Raw genomic sequence first — 19,849 nt, 5'->3', positions numbered from 1 at the left:
CATATGATTAAAATAGCACCATCGATACTTTCGGCGGATTTTGCAAAGCTTGGTGATGAAGTTGCAAATGTGCAGGCAGGAGGAGCTGACTGGATCCACGTGGATGTAATGGACGGACACTTTGTGCCTAATATTACGCTTGGACCTGCGATTGTACAGGCGATCAGACCTCATACAACATTACCGCTTGATGTTCATCTGATGATCGAACAGCCGGAGCGTTACATTGCTGATTTTGCAAAAGCTGGCGCGGATTATATTACAGTTCATGCTGAGACCTGCCCACACCTCCACCGTGTCATCCATATGATTAAAGAACATGGTGTTAAGGCGGGAGTTGCTATTAATCCTGGAACCCCAGCTCATGTCTTACAGGAGGTACTTCCTGATCTGGACCTGGTTCTCGTCATGACGGTTAATCCTGGATTTGGCGGACAAGCGTTCATTGAGCGTACGGTACAGAAAATTGAGCAAATACGTAAGTGGATTGCAAGTGGTCCAAATCCGAATATATATCTTGAAGTGGATGGCGGCATTACGGCTGAGACGGCTCCGCTAGTTGTAAAGGCAGGCGCCGACGTTCTAGTAGCTGGAAGCGCTGTGTACGGCAAGCCAGATCGAGCGGCTGCTATTGCAGAGATTCGGGCGAGCACGCAGGTCTGAGCTGTAAGTCTGAGAGTGACATGCATAGGGCGGCGATTCGCCGCATAAATATGGTTACATGAGCTAGGTTCTCATGTAGCCTTTTTTGTCGTGTTAACATCGATGGGCTTGGTGCATAAAATAAGCTAGAAGGCATGAGAATGATGGGGAGGGTGAGACATGAAATTCTATACGTTCAGGCTGCCGAAGTTTTTGGGAGGTTTTGTGAAGGCCATTTTGAACACGTTTCACAAAAGCTGACAGCTTGTCCCGGCATAACAAAACCTCCGCCCGGGACGGGCTTGTTGTAGCTAAACCGGGAAAGAGGCATTAAAAAAAGCACCTGCTGCGTTCAGGGTGCTTTTTGTTTAGTCATATGTAGCTAAACGCAAGAAAAACTTCCTGGTCCCGGGCAGCCCTTTAAAAAAGCTGGAGATTGAGAAGTTTTTCTTCAACATAAGAAGGTATAACAATTCATTATACTCGCTTATATTTCTTGCAGAAACGCGATCGTCCTGTTCAATGGACGACGCATTCGTTTCTACTTGTATGGGTGTTGATTCATTATACGCGAGTCACTTTACCGGACTTCAATGCACGAGTGCTAACGTATACACGTTTTGGCTTGCCGTCTACCAGAATACGAACTTTCTGAACGTTTACGCCCCAAGAACGTTTGTTGTGGTTGTTGGCGTGGGAAACGTGGTTACCAGTGCCTGGTTTCTTACCTGTTACATAACATTTGCGAGACATAGATTACACCTCCTTGTTTCATAACCCTGCATAAAACAATACCTAAATATCATATCACAGTAAAAAATGCTGCGTCAACTATCCTAAAAACATTTATTTCTCTTTCTTCTTATAGTACAATGTTATTTAGTCTATAATATTTCCTAAGAAATGTGATGGACTTGTCGGTTTGTCCTCTCTAAGTGGAGAGCAGTACCGAAGGCTTGGAGACGAGAGGCTAGCCCATGACCAGCGTTGTGACTAATTTATTTAATCATAGATGTCTATTCTTTGTTGGGCGATTATCGGCTCAAAGCTCTGAATCGAAATAAAAAAATATAATTGAAGCGTTTTTTTTGTATCAAGCCAGGAAGGGGAATTCTCATTGAGTAAGCGTTCTTTGAATGGAACAGAATTTACCGCGATGGTACTAGCCGGAGCGGAACAACTGCAGCTACATGCAGAACACGTCAATTCCCTAAATGTTTTCCCGGTGCCGGATGGCGACACGGGAACGAATATGAATTTGACGATGACTGCTGGTGTAGCAGAACTGAAAAGCAAGTATTCGGAATCGATCGGGCACAGTGCTGGTGTATTGTCTAAGGGACTTCTGATGGGAGCTCGGGGTAACTCCGGAGTAATTCTGTCCCAGCTGTTCCGCGGCTTTAGCCGCTATGCTGCATCATACACAGAACTGAACTCCACCCAATTTGCAGCTGCACTGCAAACAGGTGTAGATGCTGCTTATAAAGCGGTTGTTAAACCGGTTGAGGGTACAATCCTTACGGTAGCGAAGGAAGCTGCTAAGCATGCTGTTTATTTTTCACGCAGAAGTAGTGATGTTGTGGAATTAATGGAGCAGGTGCTAGCGAAAGCCAAGGAGACGCTGTCCCAAACCCCGGATATGTTGCCGGTTTTGAAGCAGGTTGGTGTTGTAGATTCCGGAGGACAAGGCCTCGTTTACATTTATGAAGGTTTTTTAAGATCGCTGAAAAATGGTGCTCCTTCTGCAGAAGCGGTTACGACGTCTGTAGGACATACTGTATCGCGTGACCTTCCTGAGGGAATTGTTACCCATCCAGATTTGGCCACTGTACAGGTTCCTGTATCAGCACAGTCTCAACTATCTACCGAAGAAATCGAATTTCTATATGATATGGAATTTTTTATCAACCGACAGCTAGGCAACTCTTCGTCTGCAACGTTCGATGAAGATAAATTTAGAAAAGCGCTTGCTGTAAATGGTGATTCTATTATTGTTATTGCAGACGATGACACAATCAAAGTACATGTGCATTCTAAGGCTCCAGGTGAAGTACTTAATTTGGCACTGTTGTATGGTGAAATTACTCAAATTCATATTTTGAATATGCGTGAGCAGCATCGCGATCTGTTATCGACGGGTATGGACATTGCACCGATGCCTGAGTTGTTCGCAGATATTCCTGCTGAGTCCAAAACACCTGAAGCACCTGCGGTTCCTCCTGCTGATGAGCTAGCTCCTTATGGATTTATTGCTGTATCGTCAGGTGAAGGGATCTCGAGTATTTTCAAGAGTCTTGGTGTGGATGTTGTACTAGCCGGTGGTCAGACAATGAACCCAAGTACCGAAGACTTTGTAAACGCCATATCTTCAATTTCTGCTCAGCAGATTTATATTCTGCCGAACAACTCCAACATTGTCCTTGCTGCTCAACAGGCAAGAGAGTTGTTGGAAGGTGAACGGAACGTAACTGTAATTCCGAGTAAGACTATCCCACAGGGAATTGCAGCGGCATTTGAGTTCCAAGAGGACGAGAGTGTTGAGACGAATACGGAGAATATGATTGAAGCTGTTTCAAGGGTGCAGTCTGGGCAAGTTACTTACGCGGTAAGGGACACAACGATTGATGAACTTCATATCAAAGCTGGTGAATTTATTGGTATCCAGAATTCGAAGATCGTTGCCGCAGCACCAGACTTATTGACTGCCTGTCAGGAGTTGCTCGGTAAAATGCTTACTTCTGGTGATGAAATCATCACTCTTCTCACAGGGGAAGATGCGACTGAGGAAATTACAGAGGGTCTGACTACATGGCTAGAGGATAACTATCCGAACGCAGAAGTGGAAGTGCATTACGGCGGACAACCAATATATGCCTATCTGTTCTCTGTTGAAGTCTAATTACGATATTTAATCGTATGATATCGTAAATGCTGTTTATGTTTAGGAGGGGTTCCCGGTGAAGAAAACCGTTATTGTCACTGACAGCACAGCGGATATTCCGGCAGACCTGGTGAAGAAATATGACATAAGAATTGTTCCGTTGCGTCTTATGTTTGGCAGTAATACGTATTTAGACGGAGTCGAAATTACGGCTAGCGAGTTCTATAAGCAACTTGTGGAATCGCCACAACTGCCAACAACTTCTCAGCCCTCTCCGGCGGACTTTGTAGAAGTCTATGAATCGATTCTAAAGGAGTATCCAGGCTGTGCTATTCTGTCGATGCACCTATCTTCCGGTATGAGTGGAACGTATCAGTCGGCATTACTTGCAACCTCGCTGATAGAGGGAGAGCCTGATATTACGGTGTGGGACTCAAAGTCAGCATCTTACGGTTTTGGACTGTTTGCTGTTCATGCGGCTAAGCTAGCTGCAGAAGGATCAACTGTGGATGAGATTATCTCTTCCACAGAAGAACTTCGGAGCAAACGTCGTCTATATTTTCTGGTAGATACACTAGAGTATTTACAGAAGGGTGGACGTATCGGTAAGGCCTCTGCCGTGCTTGGTACGCTGCTAAACATTAAACCGATCTTATCCATTGATGATGAAGGTATTATTTATCCAGTTGAAAAAGTAAGAGGCCGCAAAAAAGCAACTGCCAGAATGATTGAGCTGTTCCAAAAGGATCTGGCAGGTGTTACGAATATTAATGTAGCGGTGGGTCATACGGCAGATCCAGCTTCAGTTGATGACTTTCTAGCGCAACTGTCTACCGTGTTTACGGTGAAAGAAACGGTTCTGTCTGACATTGGCGCCGTCATTGGTACCCATGTGGGACCAGGCACCATTGCCGCGTATATCTGGCCCGCTTGATTGGGGGAGAATAATGAATCTCGATCTAGATCAAATATCCGTACGGCAGATCAACGGCGTGAGCGCTCTGAAAGAAGGAGAGCTTCACGCCTTTGGCGTCTCTACGGTTAAAGACTTATTGGAGTATTATCCGTTCCGGTATGAAGATTACCGCCTTCGCTCGCTTAGCGAGGTGAAGGACGGAGATAAAATTACGATACAGGCTAAAATTGCAGGTATTCCTGTGCTGCAGAGATATGGTAAGAAGTCTCGTCTATCCTGCAAAATGCTAGCTGAGAACTGGATGTTTACGGCAACATGGTTTAACCGCCATTTTCTAAAGGATCAGTTGACCCCAGGACGAGAAATTGTGCTGACGGGCAAATGGGATCAGCGGCGTATGCAATTGACAACGACGGAATCGGAATTCCCGGATAAAGGGGCTTTTCGAAGTGGCACGCTTCAGCCTGTGTACTCAGTTGGCGGGAAGATTACACAATCTTGGATACGTAAGACGATGGTACAAGCCCTGCAGCAATACGGTGACATGATTCCGGAGATTCTTCCGCCATCCCTGCTGCAGAAGTATAATCTAATGCCGCGTAAGCAGGCAATTATGACGATTCATCAGCCTGTGGACTCTAAGGAAGGTCAGGAAGGTCGGCGTCGGATGGTATATGAAGAGCTGTTTATGTTCCAGCTGAAAATGCAAGCTTTCAGGGCGCTCAATCGCGACCGGATGGATGGGGTTGTACATACAGTGGATAATACAACGATTCGGACATTTGTGCGTAGCCTTCCGTTTGAGCTAACAGATGCGCAGAAACGGGTAGAGCTTGAAATTCTGCATGATATGCGTTCACCGTACTGTATGAATCGTCTTCTCCAAGGGGATGTTGGTTCCGGGAAGACCGTTGTGGCTGCGATCGCCTTATATGCAACGGTTCGATCGGGTTTTCAAGGTGCTCTGATGGTTCCTACAGAGATTTTGGCAGAGCAGCATATGCGTTCCTTACAAAAGCTGTTTGAGCCGTTTGGCGTAACGGTAGGGCTCTTAACGGGGAGTGTAACAGGTAAGAAGCGTAAGGATCTGCTTGCTTCACTGCAAATGGGATTGATCGACATCGTAGTGGGTACGCATGCTTTGATCCAAGAAGATGTCTATTTCCGCCAGCTTGGCCTGGTCGTGACGGATGAGCAGCACCGTTTCGGTGTGAACCAGCGAAGTGTTCTTCGCAGGAAGGGCTATAACCCTGACGTGCTTACGATGACGGCGACACCAATTCCTCGGACGATGGCGATCACCGCTTTTGGTGATATGGATGTCTCGACCTTGTCGGAAAGACCGAAGGGCCGTATTCCAATTACGACGTATTGGGTCAAGCATGATCTGATGGAGCGTGTTCTTGGCTTTATTGCAAGAGAGATTGAGCAGGGGCGTCAGGCTTATCTGATCTGTCCGCTTATTGAAGAATCAGACAAGCTGGATGTACAGAACGCGATTGATCTATATGTTCAAATGCAGCAAGCTTTTCCGAAGTATCGGGTAGGACTCCTTCATGGTCGAATGACACCGGGGGAAAAAGATGAAGTGATGCGTGGGTTTTACAGTAATGAGCTGCAATTGCTCATCTCAACTACGGTAGTCGAGGTTGGTGTGGATGTTCCGAATGCAACCTTGATGATTATTATGGATGCTGATCGTTTCGGTCTGTCGCAGCTTCATCAGCTTCGTGGCCGAGTGGGACGAGGGGCTCATGCTTCTTACTGTATTCTTGTGGCGGATCCCAAATCTGAGGTAGGACAAGAGCGAATGCAGGTTATGACCGAAACCGAGGATGGCTTCGAAGTCGCACGCCGGGATCTGGATCTGCGGGGACCAGGTGACTTCTTCGGAACGAAGCAGAGTGGTGTTCCTGAGTTTCGACTGGCAGATATGGTTGCGGATTTTGAAGTGGTGGAGCAGGCAAGAGGAGATGCTGCCGAACTCGTTAGCGATGCGTCATTCTGGACTTCACCGACTTATACTCCTTTAAGAGCCTATTTGCAGAAGGAACAAATTTTCCAAGGTGATCTTATCGATTAATTGAATCAGATAGCACAATGGACGGGCCCTCGTCATATACTGAAACAATGACAGTAGTTATAACGGGAGGTGCCGAACGTTTTGAGTTATCAACAATACGGAATTAGCCCACAGCTTGTGGAACGAATTAAGCAGAAGCTGAAGAATCCTGCCGTCAAGGACAGGGTGAAGGCAGTGGTTCAAGGTCTGTCTAAGATTGATCTTCAGAATAGCGCAAAAGTTCAGCAATTAGTACGGACATGCACAAGTCTTCTGAATGAAAAGCTCACTCCTGCACAGGAACAGCAGATTGTTCAGTTTGTCCTTGCCCAGCGAATTGACCCGAGCAACACATTTCACCTCATTAAACTATGGGGGATGTTTCGCTAAACCCAGTGGTGAGGGCCAAGTAAATAGAGAAGAGCCTCTGCAAACTTTGCAGGGGCTTTTTCAAATGGTGGGTATGTGATTTAGCTGCCAATAGGTTGAATGCATTCAGGGGTTTCGTTCTTGACTGAATTGACAGTTATCCCGACGAGGGTGGCTCTCATCTCGGTTGCAGGGTAGGGTTCGAGTAGTCGTTTAAGCTCATCGCGACTTGTGCTGCGGCTCATCCATAGTGACTCATCCTCTGGTCTAAGAATGACCGGCATGCGGTCATGAATATCTTGCATCAGTGAATTGGGCTGAGTGGTGATGACCGTGCACGTACTTAGCTTGCTCCCATCCGGTGCGGTCCATATGTCGTATAAGCCCGCCATGCTGAAAATACTACCATCTTTCATCCCGATTCGGTGAGGCTTTTTAGTACCTTCAGTACGCTGCCATTCGTAGAAACCATCAGCCGGGATGAGGCATCTTTTTCGCAGGAAGGGGGTCTTATAAGCGGGCTTCTCTTCAAGGGTCTCGCTACGAGCGTTGATCATCTTAGCACTACCTGTGCTATCGCGAGCCCAGGAGGGGACAAGACCCCAGCGAAGCTGCCCGATTCGTCGGCGAACTCCGTCGTGAATGACAGCGGCAACCATCTGGGTAGGTGCAATGTTATAGCGGGGCGCGTGGAAAGGATCGGTAGCGTCAGGATCGATCAAGAATCGATTCAATAATTCTTCCCAAGTTACAGTTAGTGTGAATCGGCCGCACATATTATCTGCCTCCTTCTGGAACAATGATAATAGTTATATTTTATTTAGATGAATAAAGTATACACGTAATTTAGGCTCGCGAAAAATATGACATTCCTCTATAATAGTAGGTGCGTTTTTGCAACATGTGATTTTTACATTAGAAATGGAGGCAATTCAGTGTTTGATTTAAAAGCCAATGGAACTTCGGTCAAGACCGAAATTGTTGCTGGAGCAACTACATTTTTCACCATGGCGTACATTATGGTCGTAAACCCTCTGATCCTTTCCGGAGCGGGTGTGCCATTTGAACAGAGCTTTACTGCAACTGTGATTGCAGCGGTTATCGGTACCTTACTGATGGGTCTTGTGGCTCGTTATCCAATTGCTGTTGCGCCAGGGATGGGGCTTAATGCTTACTTTACATATTCGGTCGTTCAAGGACATGCGAACTTGTCTTATATCGAGGCGTTCTCGGCTGTATTCATTGCAGGGATTCTGTTCTTGCTTCTGTCGATGACTTCGCTGCGCAGTCGATTGATTGAAATGATTCCCCAGAACTTGAAGCATGCCATTACCGCAGGAATCGGATTATTCATTGCTTTTCTTGGGTTACGGATGAGTGGGATCGTGGCGGCTCACCCAGATAATCTTGTAGCCCTAGGTGATCTGCATCAGCCTAAAGTGGTATTAGCGCTGGTCGGTCTTACGGTAACCTTAATTCTATTGTCTCGTAATGTAAAAGGTGCGCTGTTTATCGGGATGATTATTACCGGTATTATCGCTTATTTTGCCGGGATGCTGTCCTTCTCAGAGGGAATCGTCTCTGTACCTACGCTTCCTGAAGGAATCTTGGTCTGGAATCCGATTGAGGCAGCTGGTGATGTCATTTCGCATAGCTTGTACGCTGTTGTGTTCTCCTTCCTGCTTGTCACCTTATTTGATACTACAGGTACAGTGGTGGGTGTAGCTGAGCAGGCTGGTCTAATGAAGGATAACAAGCTGCCTCGTTCTGAGCGAGCTATGTTCTCTGATTCCATCGCAACGGTTGCGGGTTCCATGGTGGGTACAAGCCCTACAACGGCATATGTCGAATCTGCTGCTGGTGTGGGTGCAGGTGGACGAACAGGGCTGACTGCGGTTGTGGTTGCAGTGTTGTTCGTAATTGCCGCCTTTTTTAGTCCGCTCGTTGGAGCAGTATCTGGGTTATCTGCGATTACCGCTCCATCCCTTATTGTCGTTGGTTGCTTAATGTTAGGCAATGTTAAAAGCATTCGTTGGGACGACTTCGACGAAGCGTTTCCTGCATTCCTCGTTATTCTGACTATGCCGCTTACATCTAGTATCTCGACTGGGATTGCACTTGGCTTTATCTCCTATCCATTGATGAAGGTGGTTAAGGGGAATTTCCGCGCGGTGCATCCACTTATGTATGTCTTTGCTTTATTGTTTTTATTGCAGTTGGCATTTGTTCCACACTGATTGTTTGTACGTTCATGACTGAAAAATGTTAAAAAGCCGGAGAATTCTCCCTGTGATTACGGGTGGGGTTCTCTGGCTTTTTTAGTGTTGGTCTGATTCGTCTGAATGCTGGTGAAGAAGATGGCTCAGTTTCTGGTCAATCTCTTTTAATTGCCGGTCATAATGACGGTAGGTGATATACCCGATCACTGCTTTTATGGCAAAGAATAAGAGAGCAGCGATGGCAATGAGTACATAATGATGGCCTACTTGATGTAGCCACTGTTCCAGGCTATTCAATGGTGTATGGTTCACCCTTTCAGAAGGATAATTACTTACATTCAGCATTTTGCCAAAAGTTCATATCACATGATTATCCTGTTCGAATGAGGGCTATTTTATGAATTTCCATTGTGCCAAATGCTCATCGGACTCAGCGTAATGATAATGGATGTGAGTCCAAGGTTGTTCTTCGCATTAGCGCAGCTCATTTCGCTTCCTTGGTGTAATCTTTCAGGAGTCTCGCCAGCTCCGACATATACTTGGTCAGCTGTACGCTGATCTCTGCTCGCATGACATCACGGGTCATGCCAAACTGGTCTTCATATCCCCGGCAATAATAGCGATGATAGATGACCAGATCGGATTGCTCTTCAGTCAATATTTTGATATTACGCTGCTTGAGCTCACGCCGTATTCGGTACATATCCTGCATGATCTGTTCGAGAATCTTCTGGCTTGCGAGGATGTACAAGCGCTTTAGAATATTGGTGGAGTACTCTGCATCAGCGATGCTTTTCTGAACCATCTTCTCCATATGCGGCAGCAGGATATAGTCACGAATCATCGTGCGTTCCTCTGGTGTAATGATCTTGCTTCCATGAGGCGTATGCTGCTGTTCATACTGCTCGACATGCTCTGTTAACAGCATTTTGGATTTCCAGCGTTCGTTACCATCAAGCTTGCTCATTTATAATGCCCTCCAATTTGTTCAGCTCTTTCTCGTGCTACGCCCGCTGCCTTCAGAGAAGACGCGCGCATAATGGCGCTGCTCCCGTACCGATGCTTGATCTCATCAATGACCCGTTCTTTGCGAAATGCAAGGGGGCGGTCATCAAAGAGGGTGAGCTGAATAACGCTATCGTCTGTTAGTTGCGACAAGGAAATGCTTAAGTTACTGAGAGGCAGACCGCTCCAATGATCGATGAACAGCTTGCGTGCAGCGGCAGCAACTTCATGGGTGAGTGCTGTTGGTTCAGGAAGCGTCATCTGCCGGCTGAACCAAGCTGTACGCTCACCGTCGGTCTCTGCGGCAGAGACCGAAACTACAGACCCCACATAGTTATGTCGCCTTGTACGCTGGCACACTTCAACGACAAGCTCAAGTAGAACAACTTCAATATCTTGCAGTCTGCGATACAGGCTCCAGCGGAGCGCTTTACCGTGGCTGATGGATTTAAGCTGATGCCGTATTCCGGATACGACGGGGCTAGGATCAATGCCGCGGGCAGTCTGCCAATAGTATGCAGCTTGAATATCACTTTGTTTACCCATTTCCCGGCGCATCCGTTGTTTAAATTCACCGAATTCCATGCGGGCAATATCACCGATGCAGCTCAGGCCCATCCGAGTGAAATGGCGAGTCATGGCAGAGGCTACCATGAACATATGGTGTACAGGTAGCTTCCATAATGTAGACTCCAGTTTGTCGAAGGATAGTTCAAAGATGCCTTCGGGCATCTTTTTGGCATAGTTATCGGTGGCCATCTTGGCGAGAATCTTCGTGGGACCGATCCCGACTCGGGTCCACACACCCGTGGATAACAGTACATGGTTCTGGATCGTCTTCGCCATCTCGTAAGGGGAACCGAAGTAAGTGATGGAGCCTGTGACATCTAGAAACTGCTCGTCGACACTGTACGGCTCTACGAGATCTGTATAGGATTCAAAGATTTGTGTGATAAATAAGGATACTTGAATATAGGTCTGCATTCTAGGACGAATGACAATCAGATCCGGGCACTTAGCCAGAGCCTCCCCGACTCTTGATGCTGTTGTCACACCACGAGATTTTGCGATGGGGCACGCCGCGAGCACAATTCCATTAAGCCTTGCGGGGTCTCCCACAGCGACAGGCTTATCCCGATATTCCGGATGAGCCGCCTTCTCTACTGAAGCGTAAAAAGACTGTCCGTCGATTAAAAAAATATGTCTCGACATGGGTTAACCCTCCATTGAAATACTGTAAATAACTGTTCTCTGTATGGTTGATAAATGGATCTATGGCTGAAATACGAATCAAGATACGAACAAGAGAATGCTTGCCTATCCCCGTAGTGAATGGAGCCTAGACCCCTGCCTCGAATCTTTTCCGTATCTTCATTTACTCTTCATTATTATATACCGAACATGTGTTCTATATGCAAGTGGTAAATACAGTTTGATGGAGGGGATAGAATTAAATTAATGTGGTGTGGTGTCATAATTATTGATAAATACATAATTAAGCATCTATATATAACAGCGAATGGTATCTTGCCTGCTATGATATTACCGAGAGCGGGGAAGAAGCAGGAATCATGGACGGTGGTGTCGTATCTCCAGTGGCATGACTTCAAGCCTTAATGTCTCCCTCCCATGAAAAAAAGGTGTGCATCAAGTGAATGATCAGCTTGATACACACCTTAGTACAACTAGTAAAGGCTATAATTAACCCTAAGGGTTTGTTGAGTCCCACCAACCTCTAGTAATATTCATGAAGAGATAGTTTCCTCCACTTAATGCAGGAAGTAAATTAATATCAATTGTATGAGGGGTATAACGATAAAGTGAATATGTGCACGATTGTTTATCCCAACATAATTTTTGTAAGTAACGCCACCGGAAGCAACCGTTTTCCCAAAGTTAATGGAAGTTACTGAACTATCAGGTAGTCCAGAAAGTAATTTGTATTTCACTTTAAACTTCATTAAAGCCTCTTACTTCACCATTATTAAATATTCTAAGCCCAGCGAGGTAAATCAAAGACTGTTGTCAGGATTACAACAGGAACGAAGCATATATCTGCTAAATTGAACCATCTAAGGAATAGGAGAACAGGATGACTACACTAAGAATAGCCGTAATAGGGATAGGACATGGACCGTATGATGATTCACGGCTTACTCATACCCCAAGATATTTTTTTACCAAAGTCGAAAATATAGGTGATGAGATATGTTTATTCGACTTTATATAAATGCAAAGAGTGAACCTGAAGCAGGTTTAGTTTTAGAGAAAGTTCTTAATGAACCTGTACTAAAAAAAGGAAATTCAGAAGGTAGAACCATATTGGAAGATAGATGGGGTATATGTTGTAGAAATTAAAATGTTAATTTCAGAAGGTGAAACTGAGGTAGGAATAAATGAGATTTTAGAAAACATTGCAGACAAATGGACACGATTTGGGAGTCCTACAACTGAGCTTCTAGCTTCTGATACAACTGAAAATAGTAATTTTATATTAGAAGGACAAAATGATAAATATTCATTTTGAGTAATAGGAGATCAATTACAAGTCTCACCTGGGTACAATTAGGATTGTAAATGGAACTAAGAACACTTATAAAACTGATGGAAAGGAAAACGCTACTTTATTTTTACAGGGAGGTAAAATCTTTGATTGATTTAAAAGCACCTATCATCCCTTGGGAAGGAATGGGAGGTATAAAGCTATATAGCCACATCAATGAGTTCTATTCAATGATAGAACAATTTGGTAAACAGCCGAAACTATTAGGGAAATATCTAATAAGGTATGAAATAGATAACTCAATAGATTTATGGTTTAATTTATTAAATGGTAAGTTATTCAAAATAACTGCTGCGAGTAACTATAATGGTACTTTATTTAATAAAATTAGAATTGGAATGCATATTGATGATGTTATAAAGCTAGAACCAAGTTTTGTATATGATGATTTTGAAGAAATTTATTGTAGTACTAAAGGAGTTTACCTTGAAACAGACCCGATTAAACAAACAGTTTTATGGATTTCAGTTTATATCAAAGAAATAGATAATCCAGATTTTGAGAGAGGAATTTGGTAGAACACCTTCGAAACCTTGAGTGGCTAAATGCCGTTTAAGGTTTCTTTTTTATCGACCTGATTTAAGTAGTAAAATTCATTTGAGTAGACTAGAGGAAGTTAAGAACTTTGATGAATTATTGAAAGTTGTTTTGTAGTTAAAGGAAAAGGATTACCATTTACACAATATTAAGATTAACCGATCTGATAAATACGGGGAAAATGAAAATTATATTATGTAGGAGAGGAACTTCCCAAAATAATAGATGTAGATACTTTAAAACAAAAATTAATATTAATGTCCAAAAGTAACTCATGCGATTATATCTTTTGTCTATTTGATTGAAACCCCAGCAAATATGGATGTTTTTTTTAAAATGAAGTTTGGAAAATCAATAAGTAATTCCCTATCAAAAACAAAAGTTAAATACGATGGACAATCAATTTATAGGGTAGAAAAGAAAACTAATAACCAGTATCTAAAAAAAGGCTATGGAGTTTATCTTGACGGATTACACAAAGACCATTTAGAAGTAATAGATAAAACAGGGTATGTGAAATACGTTTTGAATTTAAATGGTACTTTAAACCCTGATAAGACTAAGAAAGCACTTGGACGAGTAGTTAAGGATTGGAAATGAAAGTGGAGGGATTTAAATGGATAAAAAGTTAGAAGGAATATTGGACATTCTAGGTAAACTTAATTTAAGTATTAATATTTTAAACAAAGAAGATTTAGATGAACAGTACGGGAACCTTGAGGATTTTAGGACTTTAACTAGAGATTTAGATATTTTACTAAACAATTTTAATTCTGTGGATAAGAATGATGGTGATGAAGTAGAAAAAATGTTATTTGAAATTCATAGAATTATAACGACATTTGAATGGCATTTATCAGAAATCAGTGATTTGAACACAACAATTTTAAAAGTATATAAAGACAAAATTAAAAATGCCTAGTCTAGTAATGTGAAGACTTAAAAGAGAGTTATCGTCATTTTAAATAATTTAGACTCCTCGTACCGGGACCTGCTAGCCGTGACTCTATAATTATTGAAAGAATGAGCAAAATTATAAAAAAAGATGGTAGGTTTTTTGAAAGTGATGGAGAGACAAGTAGTACTCAATATTCCAATGCTAATGAATTGCTTGATAGCTACAATATTAAACTGATTAGTCGGGAATCTACCCCACCAATTAAAAATACTTTTTCGAAATGATTCATCCTAACCGCCTTGCGTTTATCGCTTGGCGGTTTACTATTAATTCAACGCTGTATCGCTAACAACACAAATATTCGCCAAAAAAGTATGAGCGGCAGCAAGTTCAATATAAGGGTAAGGGTAATGTTCCGAAGCAGACGATAATATCAAACAAAAGGAATATATACGATGTCACCCCAAGCTCAAATCATACTATAGTTACTACAACTCCCGGGTCGACTGGTAAACCAAACTCAAGCGTTGATATCGTTGACTTAAAGACGGGAGAATTGTTAACGAGAAGATGGTATGGTCCTGACGGAAGGGCAACGAGGGATGTAGATTATACACATCATAAGACTCCTCAAAGTCACCCTAAGGCACCGCACGAACATAGATGGACTTATAATAAAAATGGTAATCCTGATAGAAGCAAGTAAAGGAGGGATTTGAGTGGAATATACTGAACTCGTTCAAAGAGTATGGTGGGGCGAAGAGTTCCCGTTTTACTATCATAATGAGGAGTACTGGATTAGTAGAAATAAAGAAGGATACTATCTAACAAGAGGGGAGGATAGTTACACGCAATCATTTAGGACAGCAGATGAATTGCTTAGAGAAGGACAAATTAATGGGAAGACTATCTTCGAGATTTGGGATTTAATAGAGATTTAAAGTTTATTACCAAGTTTAATTCTTAAACGCCTATGAAAATATCGAATTAAATATAGAAGAAAAATTTACTTTAATGATCTGAGGAGAGCTCAGCTAGCGTAATCAGAGATCATCTAACTCAAGACATATTAGTATTCATAAGAATACAATTTATTATTGGGCGATGCTGGATGAGGATGGTCTGGTCATGCTGTAACCTCTTTCATGCGAGAGATTGCATATGTGGCCAAATTAGATAGTCAAGACTAGAGTTTATGGGAATTTAGATAGTAAGTCTGGTCAAGTGGTCTTTACTAAATTTGTTAGATCGGTGGTGTCTGCGATTTTAGATGTAGAACAATTAAAAGAAGCAATAATACTTTGGCAGATTGAGAAACAAACCAAAGAACAATTTTTAATAAATTTTAATAATTATATGGTTGAACAGAAGGAGGAGTTTTTGATTTTGATTTAATAATGTTTTAGTTTATTTTATTTGAGTCAAACGTCCAGTTTGTCACAAATTAACCATACAAAATTCACAAAGGAAAATTTGGAGGATAAATTGAAACTTATTGGAAGTAAAACAGAACAAGAAATCAGGGAACATCTTATTAAATCAAATCAGTTACTTTTCAAAAGTGAAGAGAAAAAAAGGCTACTTGAAGTTATAGAGTGTGAATTTCCAGACATGAAAGCAGCATATATTATTTATTGGATACCTGAACAAGGTGAGGATCTTTATAAGATACTAATAAACGATAGTTTAGTAGCAGAAATTGAATTAGAACGTAATAGTTATGAGGTAAAACCAAAAGTTAAAACTTTAACAGTTTCGCAGTATTTAAAAGGGCTTAGTAAGCAAAATCAAATTAAATTGGCTGTTGCTCTTGATTTAGTAAAACATGACTTAAAGATGTAGATTAATTTCATATCTTGCCTTGAAAGGTTATTGTCTTTCAAGGTTTTTTTTGTTGGTGGGTATACCTAATGCGAATATTTAACATCCCTTTAACACTTCTTCTAGGTCGAACTCAATGAAAGGCGGGAATTAGCGAAAGTCGGATAAGCCTTATTGAGGCAAGCGCGAATGTTTTACATTCTATGAAAATTTTTAAATTAGATCGCTTTCCTAGCAAGGGGGCTCTCAAAAACTAATAGGTCCTTATGAATGAAGCTTTGGGAAGACGAATGGAAGTAAGAAAGAAACTACGAAAACCCGCTACATTCATGGGTTTTCGTAGTTCTTGTAGAGAGCTTCATCTTAGAGATTTAGCCTTTATGCAAAAACACTCTTCATTTCATAGATTTTTTGGAGCGTGTGGACAAGATTCTTCTTCTCGTCATCGTTCTCTGTGTGGAGATATCCCTCCACAAGCCGATACCCGAACATGAGAAGGATCAGCTCGTAGACGCAATGATCGGCGATAGAGGATGCATCTGTATACTCCGAAAATCCTTTGTAATATGCAGGGACACATCGCTTATAGTATTCGACCATGTGATCGATATCTGCTTCATCCGCAATCAGGCTTGCGATATCCTCACCTAGGTAGCCCCATCCAGATGTATCCCAGTCGATGAGCACAATTGTACCGTCCGCATAGATCAGGTTAGTCACCCAGAAATCCCGGTGGCATAGCACGAGGGGCAATTTCTCGATGCGGGCGAGGATCTCGTCTGCGTGCTCATCAATGTCGATGAGCATTTGCCGTAAATGCTGTGGGAATTCGCAGTCTTCCGAACGTATATAATCGTAGACGAGCGGCCATGATCGATAATGCAGATACGTATTCTTCATAAGATCCGCATGGCTCAGATTGGTCAGGCTCTGCAGTACAGCGGGTTGCTCCGCATACAGTTTTCCTTGATAGCGCCCTAGCTCCAGCGCGGCCTGTTCATACATGTTACCGGTCAAGTCTAAACCGGATACGCCATCGATAAATTCCAGCCACAACTGAAACTGATCTTCTTCGGCATTGATCTCGGCGTGATAACATATCGGCCAGCGGAAGGTATCCGAGAACGTCGCGCCTAAGTCAGACGTATAGAGATCATATTCCCGGCGCCATGAACCCGGATCGCCGTAACGCTCCCATTTCTTTTGAGTTTTCAGCACGATGCGGTACGGCAATTTTTCACCATCCGCGGCTTCGGCAGTCCCCGTTACTAGGCACACATCTCCTACAGTTCCGCCCTGTAATGGTATGGTGTGGCAGTCAGCAGAGACGATGTCCTTCTTAAAAAGTTGGCTTAAGGTATAGATTAGCGTTTCGAATTTAATGTTCATATTTTCATTCCTCCGTTTTTCTTTGTTTGCTTGCTCCGCATAGCGATCGTTTTGTTTCGAGCTCTTTTATCGATGAGGTAGCTCGTTTTATCCTGGATATACTTGTTCTCATACTGTTGAGCGATATAATGCTCCCACCGTTCACGTGGCAACGAACCGTCTTTCAGCGCGGCGAGAACGCCACAACCCGGCTCGGTCTGATGGCGACAATCTGTAAATCGGCACTGAGTAAACCATTCCTCTACATCGGTAAAGCCTGTGCGGATACCTTCGTCGGCATCAAAAAGCCCGAGTTCACGCATACCAGGTGTATCGATGACCATCGCACCGGAGGGGAGCATGAACAGTTGACGGTGCGTTGTTGTATGCCGCCCTCGGCTGTCAACCTCCCGAATCTCCTGAACCTTCATTACGTTCTGTTCGATTAACACGTTAAGCAAAGACGATTTACCGACCCCTGACATACCGAGAAATACGACTGTTTTAGCAGGTAATAAGTAAGGAGCGAGTTCGTTTAGCCCTTGACCTGTATGACTGCAGATCGCGTGAACCGGCACATCAGGAATGCTCTGTGTGACTTCTGCGAGTGAGAGATAATAATCTGGAGCGAGATCCGCCTTGGTCAGAATGATGACCGGCTGGCCGCCGCTCTGTCTAGCTTGTGTCACATATCGCATGATTCGGTTAACGTTGAAATCCATATTTAGAGAAGAGAGGATAAACACGTAGTCAAAATTGGTTGCAACGACCTGTTCCAATACGGTTTTGGCATAGTCTGCAGCATGCCCTGAGTAATCCGCGCGTGAGAACTTGGAGCGGCGGGGCAGTACTTTAACGATGAGAGATTCTCCGCTCTCGTTGTAGTGCAGCAAGACAAAATCACCGACGCTTGGAAAGTCTACGCGTGTTTCCGCGCTGTGATAGAACGCTCCTTTGAGTACCGCCTTTACTTCGCCACGCTCGGTCATGATCGTGAAGCGCTCCCGCCGAAGCTCTGTCACCCTGCCGGGCAATAATCCGTCTTGAATTGCTTCTATTTCTGTGTAGCCATAAGTTTTCAAATCCACCATATTTTTTTGTTAGCTCCTTTAATATTGTTTTTTTGGACGCAAAAATGCCACGGACAAGCAGCCTCTAAAGAAGCTGCTGTCGCGCGGCATTATGACGCAAAAAAGATACGACCTTTATCGTATCTCGCAAACAGCAATATTCACGAAAGGTTACTTTGGATGGCATACCAAATAATACGGGCATTTTCCCGCCTTATTTCAAATATGCCTACTATTCAGTTTTAATACTGAACCACCATATAAGTAGTCGCCATTAAAAACATCTCCCTTCGTGTTAGGAACTTGCTTATCGCTAAGCTGTATATAAATTAACCTATTTTAGAAAAAATTTCAATGCCAAAAACGCAGATTGTGTTAGCCTGCTCTACTGATGTGGAGTTATTGACAAACACCCTACTGCGTGTTACTTTATAGCGGTAACTAGCAACACTTAATACCAGTGATACAGAATAGCAAGAGGTGATTGTTCTGGAAAACCTAACGGAAATGCTTAAAGGAGTACTTGAGGGCTGTGTCCTTGAAATTATAAGTCGTAAAGAAACCTACTGATATGAAATCACGCGGAGGCTAAATGACCTCGGCTTTACAGATGTTGTGGATGGAACGGTATACACAATCCTGGTCCGGCTTGAAAAAAACAAGTTGGTGGAGATCACCAAAAAGCCCTCCGATATGGGACCGCCGCGTAAATTTTTTATGCTTAACGACGCAGGGCATAAGGAATTACAGAAGTTCTGGGGGAAACGGGAGTTTGTATCTTCGAAAATCAACGAGTTAAAGGAGAGACAAGAATGAATTTTTGGGAAAAAATTACCGGAAGCGACATCAATAAAGAAATGAAAACTTTTGAGTTACGAGTCAAAAAGCTGCCAGTTGATTATCAAGAGGCATGGGAAAAGATTCATACGAGTCTTTGGGAACATTCAGATTTCACGGGTCGTAATCTCATGCCGATTTTTGAAGGTGTACTTAGCTTTTTCGAAGAAACAGCGGCAGAAGGTCAAAGTGTCCAAGAGGTTTTGGGTGATGATATCCGAGGCTTCTGTTTAGCATTGGCTGGCGAAGAAGGAGCAAACTCTTTACGCGACAAGTGGCGCAAGCAACTCAATAATAATATTGCAAAAAAGTTAGGTAAGTAGGAGGGTGAAATGAGAATACAAGATATCATCGAAGGCAAAAAAGAGTGGCGGGCACATGTAGCGCGTGTTAAAGGGCTCCCGGAAGACTATCAGATTGTTTATAAAGAGATTCAAAAATATTTCTTTAAGGTCGGTCCTGTTGACCTAACCGCTGGAATGAGTGTGCTTTCGGGAATGATCGATCTTTTTGAAGAGGGTGCAGCCTTGGGAAAGGGTGTACTCGAAGTGACAGGCAGTGACGTAGCCGCTTTCTGCGACGAACTAATGAATAATTCAAAAGCTTAAAGTATTGAGGATAAAACAAAGTTAAAAATAGAAGGGAAAGCCGTATCGGATTA

At 43.2% G+C, this 19,849-nt stretch carries 23 protein-coding genes and 1 pseudogene; 17 read left to right on the top strand and 7 right to left on the bottom strand.

Translation table 11 applies throughout. The annotated features are described in order from the left end of the window. Positions 1-3: 3 nt before the first annotated feature. Together rpe and spoVM are read left to right on the top strand one after the other, a co-directional pair. Positions 4-663 carry a ribulose-phosphate 3-epimerase gene (rpe, locus tag AC3WJJ_RS06465; RefSeq protein ID WP_492538999.1) on the top strand — a complete coding sequence of 220 codons (660 nt, stop codon included), beginning with the start codon at positions 4-6 and terminating at the stop codon, positions 661-663. 159 nt (positions 664-822) lie between these two features. Then, positions 823-903: a stage V sporulation protein SpoVM gene (spoVM, locus tag AC3WJJ_RS06460; protein WP_422661416.1), complete on the top strand. Its 81-nt coding sequence runs from the start codon at positions 823-825 to the stop codon at positions 901-903. 303 nt (positions 904-1,206) lie between these two features. On the opposite strand, the gene rpmB is transcribed toward spoVM, so the two are convergent. Then, positions 1,207-1,395, bottom strand: coding sequence for a 50S ribosomal protein L28 (gene rpmB, locus AC3WJJ_RS06455; RefSeq protein WP_054957233.1), 189 nt, complete (start codon positions 1,393-1,395; stop codon positions 1,207-1,209). Between the two features lie 364 nt (positions 1,396-1,759). Here rpmB and AC3WJJ_RS06450 point away from each other — a divergent pair, with 364 nt between their 5' ends. From AC3WJJ_RS06450 to AC3WJJ_RS06435, 4 genes are all read left to right on the top strand, one after another. After that, positions 1,760-3,541 (top strand): DAK2 domain-containing protein, encoded by a 1,782-nt coding sequence (locus AC3WJJ_RS06450; RefSeq protein ID WP_492538997.1) that lies wholly within the window; start codon positions 1,760-1,762, stop codon positions 3,539-3,541. Positions 3,542-3,599: 58 nt separating this feature from the next. Next, positions 3,600-4,457, top strand: a complete 858-nt coding sequence (locus AC3WJJ_RS06445) for a DegV family protein (protein WP_492538995.1) — start codon at positions 3,600-3,602, stop codon at positions 4,455-4,457. A 13-nt stretch (positions 4,458-4,470) separates the two neighbouring features. After that, a complete protein-coding gene (recG, locus tag AC3WJJ_RS06440) occupies positions 4,471-6,522 on the top strand; it encodes an ATP-dependent DNA helicase RecG (RefSeq protein WP_492538993.1) in 2,052 nt (683 codons plus the stop codon). Positions 6,523-6,603: 81 nt separating this feature from the next. Beyond that, a complete protein-coding gene (locus AC3WJJ_RS06435; protein ID WP_422660500.1) occupies positions 6,604-6,891 on the top strand; it encodes a stage VI sporulation protein F in 288 nt (95 codons plus the stop codon). A gap of 80 nt (positions 6,892-6,971) precedes the next feature. On the opposite strand, the gene AC3WJJ_RS06430 is transcribed toward AC3WJJ_RS06435, so the two are convergent. After that, positions 6,972-7,646: an SOS response-associated peptidase gene (locus AC3WJJ_RS06430; protein ID WP_492538991.1), complete on the bottom strand. Its 675-nt coding sequence runs from the start codon at positions 7,644-7,646 to the stop codon at positions 6,972-6,974. 159 nt (positions 7,647-7,805) lie between these two features. Between AC3WJJ_RS06430 and AC3WJJ_RS06425 the strand changes: the two genes are divergently transcribed. Then, complete coding sequence (locus tag AC3WJJ_RS06425; RefSeq protein WP_492538989.1) at positions 7,806-9,107, top strand: NCS2 family permease; 1,302 nt, start codon at positions 7,806-7,808, stop codon at positions 9,105-9,107. Between the two features lie 81 nt (positions 9,108-9,188). Here AC3WJJ_RS06425 and AC3WJJ_RS06420 read toward each other — a convergent pair whose 3' ends face one another. The 3 genes from AC3WJJ_RS06420 to AC3WJJ_RS06410 form a co-directional block, all read right to left on the bottom strand. Then, positions 9,189-9,434: a hypothetical protein gene (locus AC3WJJ_RS06420; RefSeq protein WP_492538987.1), complete on the bottom strand. Its 246-nt coding sequence runs from the start codon at positions 9,432-9,434 to the stop codon at positions 9,189-9,191. A gap of 139 nt (positions 9,435-9,573) precedes the next feature. Further along, positions 9,574-10,056 (bottom strand): YhjD family protein, encoded by a 483-nt coding sequence (locus AC3WJJ_RS06415; RefSeq protein WP_422660503.1) that lies wholly within the window; start codon positions 10,054-10,056, stop codon positions 9,574-9,576. Next, positions 10,053-11,306 (bottom strand): DNA polymerase IV, encoded by a 1,254-nt coding sequence (locus tag AC3WJJ_RS06410; protein WP_492538985.1) that lies wholly within the window; start codon positions 11,304-11,306, stop codon positions 10,053-10,055. The genes AC3WJJ_RS06415 and AC3WJJ_RS06410 overlap by 4 nt, the downstream gene beginning before the upstream one ends. A gap of 1,147 nt (positions 11,307-12,453) precedes the next feature. On the opposite strand from AC3WJJ_RS06410, the gene AC3WJJ_RS06405 reads away from it, so the two are divergent. The 7 genes from AC3WJJ_RS06405 (at position 12,454) to AC3WJJ_RS06375 (ending at position 15,934) form a co-directional block, all read left to right on the top strand. Beyond that, entirely contained in the window at positions 12,454-12,621 is a 168-nt protein-coding gene (locus AC3WJJ_RS06405; RefSeq protein WP_492538983.1) for a hypothetical protein, read from the top strand. A 122-nt stretch (positions 12,622-12,743) separates the two neighbouring features. Then, the gene (locus AC3WJJ_RS06400) at positions 12,744-13,175 is read left to right on the top strand and encodes a hypothetical protein (protein ID WP_492538981.1); all 432 of its coding nucleotides are present in this window, start codon (positions 12,744-12,746) and stop codon (positions 13,173-13,175) included. Positions 13,176-13,491: 316 nt separating this feature from the next. Next, positions 13,492-13,794, top strand: a complete 303-nt coding sequence (locus tag AC3WJJ_RS06395) for a hypothetical protein (protein WP_492538979.1) — start codon at positions 13,492-13,494, stop codon at positions 13,792-13,794. Positions 13,795-13,810: 16 nt separating this feature from the next. Further along, on the top strand, positions 13,811-14,116 hold the full coding sequence (locus tag AC3WJJ_RS06390) for a hypothetical protein (protein ID WP_492538978.1): 306 nt from the start codon (positions 13,811-13,813) through the stop codon (positions 14,114-14,116). A 695-nt stretch (positions 14,117-14,811) separates the two neighbouring features. Then, positions 14,812-15,033, top strand: coding sequence for a hypothetical protein (locus AC3WJJ_RS06385; RefSeq protein WP_492538976.1), 222 nt, complete (start codon positions 14,812-14,814; stop codon positions 15,031-15,033). Between the two features lie 313 nt (positions 15,034-15,346). Then, positions 15,347-15,487 (top strand): hypothetical protein, encoded by a 141-nt coding sequence (locus AC3WJJ_RS06380; protein WP_492538974.1) that lies wholly within the window; start codon positions 15,347-15,349, stop codon positions 15,485-15,487. 90 nt (positions 15,488-15,577) lie between these two features. Beyond that, the gene (locus AC3WJJ_RS06375; RefSeq protein ID WP_492538972.1) at positions 15,578-15,934 is read left to right on the top strand and encodes a hypothetical protein; all 357 of its coding nucleotides are present in this window, start codon (positions 15,578-15,580) and stop codon (positions 15,932-15,934) included. Between the two features lie 357 nt (positions 15,935-16,291). Here the strand turns inward: AC3WJJ_RS06375 and AC3WJJ_RS06370 are convergent, their stop codons facing one another. Continuing rightward, entirely contained in the window at positions 16,292-17,302 is a 1,011-nt protein-coding gene (locus AC3WJJ_RS06370; RefSeq protein WP_492538970.1) for a phosphotransferase, read from the bottom strand. Beyond that, the gene (gene rsgA, locus AC3WJJ_RS06365) at positions 17,299-18,303 is read right to left on the bottom strand and encodes a ribosome small subunit-dependent GTPase A (RefSeq protein WP_492538968.1); all 1,005 of its coding nucleotides are present in this window, start codon (positions 18,301-18,303) and stop codon (positions 17,299-17,301) included. The genes AC3WJJ_RS06370 and rsgA overlap by 4 nt, the downstream gene beginning before the upstream one ends. 537 nt (positions 18,304-18,840) lie before the next feature. On the opposite strand from rsgA, the pseudogene AC3WJJ_RS06360 reads away from it, so the two are divergent. From AC3WJJ_RS06360 to AC3WJJ_RS06350, 3 genes and pseudogenes are all read left to right on the top strand, one after another. Further along, positions 18,841-19,167 (top strand): annotated as a pseudogene (locus AC3WJJ_RS06360) (PadR family transcriptional regulator). Next, entirely contained in the window at positions 19,164-19,511 is a 348-nt protein-coding gene (locus AC3WJJ_RS06355; protein ID WP_492538966.1) for a DUF1048 domain-containing protein, read from the top strand. Before AC3WJJ_RS06360 ends, AC3WJJ_RS06355 begins: the two are co-directional and overlap by 4 nt. Positions 19,512-19,520: 9 nt before the next feature. Continuing rightward, positions 19,521-19,796: a DUF1048 domain-containing protein gene (locus AC3WJJ_RS06350; RefSeq protein ID WP_492538964.1), complete on the top strand. Its 276-nt coding sequence runs from the start codon at positions 19,521-19,523 to the stop codon at positions 19,794-19,796. The last annotated feature ends 53 nt before the right edge of the window (positions 19,797-19,849 follow it).

It is taken from the genome of Paenibacillus sp. FW507-14B1B (genome assembly GCF_058781425.1).
Note: the sequence above shows the minus strand (reverse complement) of the source record. Positions and strands in the feature narration are given on the sequence as shown.

What these genes read in the sequence shown, in the direction of transcription:
- rpe (WP_492538999.1), top strand. Translation starts at nt 4, where the DNA reads ATGATTAAAATAGCACCATCGATACTTTCGGCGGATTTTGCAAAGCTT.
- spoVM (WP_422661416.1), top strand. Translation starts at nt 823, where the DNA reads ATGAAATTCTATACGTTCAGGCTGCCGAAGTTTTTGGGAGGTTTTGTG.
- rpmB (WP_054957233.1), bottom strand. Translation starts at nt 1,395, where the DNA reads ATGTCTCGCAAATGTTATGTAACAGGTAAGAAACCAGGCACTGGTAAC.
- recG (WP_492538993.1), top strand. Translation starts at nt 4,471, where the DNA reads ATGAATCTCGATCTAGATCAAATATCCGTACGGCAGATCAACGGCGTG.
- AC3WJJ_RS06430 (WP_492538991.1), bottom strand. Translation starts at nt 7,646, where the DNA reads ATGTGCGGCCGATTCACACTAACTGTAACTTGGGAAGAATTATTGAAT.
- AC3WJJ_RS06420 (WP_492538987.1), bottom strand. Translation starts at nt 9,434, where the DNA reads ATGCTGAATGTAAGTAATTATCCTTCTGAAAGGGTGAACCATACACCA.
- AC3WJJ_RS06415 (WP_422660503.1), bottom strand. Translation starts at nt 10,056, where the DNA reads ATGAGCAAGCTTGATGGTAACGAACGCTGGAAATCCAAAATGCTGTTA.
- AC3WJJ_RS06410 (WP_492538985.1), bottom strand. Translation starts at nt 11,306, where the DNA reads ATGTCGAGACATATTTTTTTAATCGACGGACAGTCTTTTTACGCTTCA.
- AC3WJJ_RS06405 (WP_492538983.1), top strand. Translation starts at nt 12,454, where the DNA reads ATGTTAATTTCAGAAGGTGAAACTGAGGTAGGAATAAATGAGATTTTA.
- AC3WJJ_RS06390 (WP_492538978.1), top strand. Translation starts at nt 13,811, where the DNA reads ATGGATAAAAAGTTAGAAGGAATATTGGACATTCTAGGTAAACTTAAT.
- AC3WJJ_RS06370 (WP_492538970.1), bottom strand. Translation starts at nt 17,302, where the DNA reads ATGAACATTAAATTCGAAACGCTAATCTATACCTTAAGCCAACTTTTT.
- AC3WJJ_RS06355 (WP_492538966.1), top strand. Translation starts at nt 19,164, where the DNA reads ATGAATTTTTGGGAAAAAATTACCGGAAGCGACATCAATAAAGAAATG.
- AC3WJJ_RS06350 (WP_492538964.1), top strand. Translation starts at nt 19,521, where the DNA reads ATGAGAATACAAGATATCATCGAAGGCAAAAAAGAGTGGCGGGCACAT.